Raw genomic sequence first — 3,025 nt, forward strand, 5'->3', positions numbered from 1 at the left:
GTCCGCAGCGCGCCCAGGAGCATTCCTTCGAGGTTGTCGTCGGCCGCGACGGCCAGGGTGGCGGCGACCGCGGGCGCGCTGGTGAACGTGATCGCGTCGACCGTGCCGGACACCGCCTGCCCGACCAGGCGGCGCAGGGGTGTCGGGTCGTCGCTGCGCGCCCACCGGTACACCGGGATCTCCACGACCCGCGCGCCCGCGCGGCGGAGCGTGCCGGTCAGCTGCGGTGTGGGCTCGCCGTACAGCTGCACCGCGATCCGGCGCCCGGCGAGGTCGTCCTCCTCCAGCAGGTGGCGCAGGACCTCCTCCCAGCGCTCCGACTCCGGCGACCAGGTCTCGGTCACCCCGGCCGCGCGGACCGCGCCCCTCGCCCGCGGCCCGCGGGTGAGGATGCGTGCGTCGCTCAGCAGTTTGACCAGGTCGTCGCGCAGGCCCCAGCCCTCCGCCGCCTCCACCCACGCGCGAAAGCCCACGCCCGTCGTGACGATCACGTCGTCGACCGGCTCGGCCAGCAGCTCGCGGGTGGCATCGAGCAGTTCGGTGTCGTCGGCGAGCGGCACCAGACGGATCGCCGGCGCGTACACCACCCGCGCGCCCCTGCGCTCCAGCAGGGCGGACAGCTCCTCACGGCGGCGTGCGGCCGTGACGCCGACGGTGAACCCGGCCAGCGGCTCGGCGTTCACGACCCGGCCACCTCCGCGTGACCGGCCCGGTGTGGCTCCGGCCGGTGGCGGATCATGCCGGGAGGACCGGGCGGCGCGCCATGGCCCGCGGCCTTTACATAGTAAGGTCCATACGGATCCGCGAGACGAGGCCACGCTCCGGCGGGACGATGAGCCGCCCTCCCGTACCCGACCACGACGCAGCGGCCAGTCATCCGCTCACCCTCTCCCCGGAGACGACTTGACCACGATCTTTACGAGGGGGCGTTTCGGCACTGGGTCCCGCTTGTTACCGCTGTGCTACAAGCCGCTCACCGGCCCCCTGACCTGGTCACGCACGGGCACACCGACGAGACGGGACCGCCGGGTGAGGTCAGGAGGGGGATTTCAGGCGTGCGCCCGTACGGGAACGGGCTCGGGCACAAGGTGTTCGGAGAGGACGGCACGCTGCGTCCGGCGGGCCTGCGCGTGGCGTTCGCGGCCGGCCTCGGTGAGCGTTACGAAGATCGCGCGGCGGTCGTCGGCACACATGGTGCGCTCGACGAGACCCGCCCGCTCGAGCCGGGCCACCGTGCGGGACAGCGCGCTCTGGCTGAGGTACATGTCACCCGCCAGGTCGTGCATGCGGCGCTGCTCGCACGTCGCGTCGACGAGCCGGTCGAGCGCCTCGAACTCGCTCATGCCGATGCCGTGTGCGTCCTGCAGCGCGCGGTCCAGCGCGCACGACACCCTGCTGTAGCAGGCGAGCAGGTCGCGCCAGCGCCCGACGACCACCTCTTCACCGGCATCGCTCATGGCCGGAACATACCATCCCGGCCAGTTCAATGCAAGCACATTAAATGCGTGGACATTCAATGCATGCGCATGTAACTTCGGTCCGGTGACCACGACCGTGACACCTGAATCCCTTTTGTCCGATAACGACCTGCCCCGTCGGCAGCGCTGGCCCGCACGCCTGTGGGGCGTTCTCGCCGTGCTCTCCCTCGTGCTGTTCCTCGACGGCCTCGACGTGTCGATGGTCGGCGTCGCACTGCCGTCGATCGGCACCGAGCTGCACCTGACGACGTCGAGCCTGCAGTGGATCGTCAGCGGATACGTCCTGGGCTACGGGGGCCTGCTCCTGCTGGGCGGCCGTACCGCCGACCTCCTCGGCCGGCGGCGGGTCTTCCTGATCGCCCTTGCGGTGTTCGCCGTCGCGTCGCTGCTCGGCGGGCTCGTCGACTCCGGCCCGCTGCTGATCGCCACGCGATTCATCAAGGGCGTCAGCGCGGCGTTCACCGCCCCGACCGGCCTGTCGATCATCACCACGACCTTCGCCGAGGGCCGCATGCGCAACAAGGCGCTGTCGATCTACACGGTCTTCGGCGCCAGCGGCTACTCCTCCGGCCTGATCTTCGGCGGACTGATGACCGGCATCGGCTGGCGGTGGACGTTCCTCATGCCGGTGCCGATCGCGATCGTCGCGCTCACCGCCGGACTCGCGCTGATCCCCCGCGACGCGCCCGCCTCCTCCGGCGGTCACGACATCCTCGGCGCGCTGACCTCCACCGGCGCGATGCTCCTGCTCGTCTACGACCTGGTGTCGGCTCCGGGCCGGGGCTGGACCTCACCGGTGACGCTCGCCCTGTTCGCCGGGGTGATCCTGCTGCTCACCGCGTTCGTGTACGTCGAGCGCCGCGTGCGGCACCCGCTGGTGCGGCTCGGCATCCTGCGCAAGGGCACGCTCGTGCGGGCCAACCTCGCCATCGTCGCGCTGTTCGGCTCCTACACGTCGTTCCAGTTCATCATCACGCTCTACCTGCAGGACGTGCTCGGCTGGGCGCCGCTGAGGATGGCGCTCGCCCTGCTGCCGACCGGGCTGCTCGTCGCGTTCAGCGCGCCGTTCGCCGGCACGATGATCGACCGGTTCGGCACGGCGCGGTTCATCGTCGGCGGGCTGGCGGCGATGTCCGCCGGATACGTGTTGTTCCTGCCCATCGGCACGCACCCGGTGTACGTCACGGCGATCCTGCCGACCGCGATCCTGCTCGGCATCGGCTTCGCGCTCGGGTTCCCCTCGATCAACGTCCAGGCGACCGCGGGGATCCACGACGACGAACAGGGCCTGGCGGCCGGGCTCGTGCAGACGGCCGCCCAGGTCGGCGCCGCCCTGGTGCTGGCCGTCACCACCGCCGTCATCTCCGGCGACGGTCCCCCGGCCCGTACGCCCGAGGGGGTCCTCGCCGAGTACCGGCCCGGCCTGGTCCTCGTGACCTTCGTGGCCGTCGCCGGCCTGGCCATGGCCCTCGTCCCGTTCGCCGTACGCCGCCGCACCCGCCGCGTCGGCGCGCACCGCGCCGCGCTCGTGCCGGCCGAGGTGGAAG

3 protein-coding genes are annotated in these 3,025 nt (G+C 71.7%); 1 reads left to right on the forward strand and 2 read right to left on the reverse strand.

The features are described 5' to 3' along the window. Positions 1-683, reverse strand: a 683-nt coding sequence (locus tag ACFFNX_RS46530; protein ID WP_378212773.1) for a uroporphyrinogen-III synthase, incomplete at its 3' end; no start/stop codon positions are given. Positions 684-1,049: 366 nt separating this feature from the next. Next, positions 1,050-1,457: a MarR family winged helix-turn-helix transcriptional regulator gene (locus ACFFNX_RS46535; RefSeq protein ID WP_378212774.1), complete on the reverse strand. Its 408-nt coding sequence runs from the start codon at positions 1,455-1,457 to the stop codon at positions 1,050-1,052. 85 nt (positions 1,458-1,542) lie between these two features. Between ACFFNX_RS46535 and ACFFNX_RS46540 the strand changes: the two genes are divergently transcribed. Next, a partial coding sequence (locus ACFFNX_RS46540) for an MFS transporter (RefSeq protein WP_378212775.1) occupies positions 1,543-3,025 on the forward strand: 1,483 nt, incomplete at its 3' end.

It is taken from the genome of Actinoallomurus acaciae (assembly GCF_042429965.1).
In the GTDB taxonomy this organism is placed as follows: domain Bacteria; phylum Actinomycetota; class Actinomycetes; order Streptosporangiales; family Streptosporangiaceae; genus Actinoallomurus; species Actinoallomurus acaciae.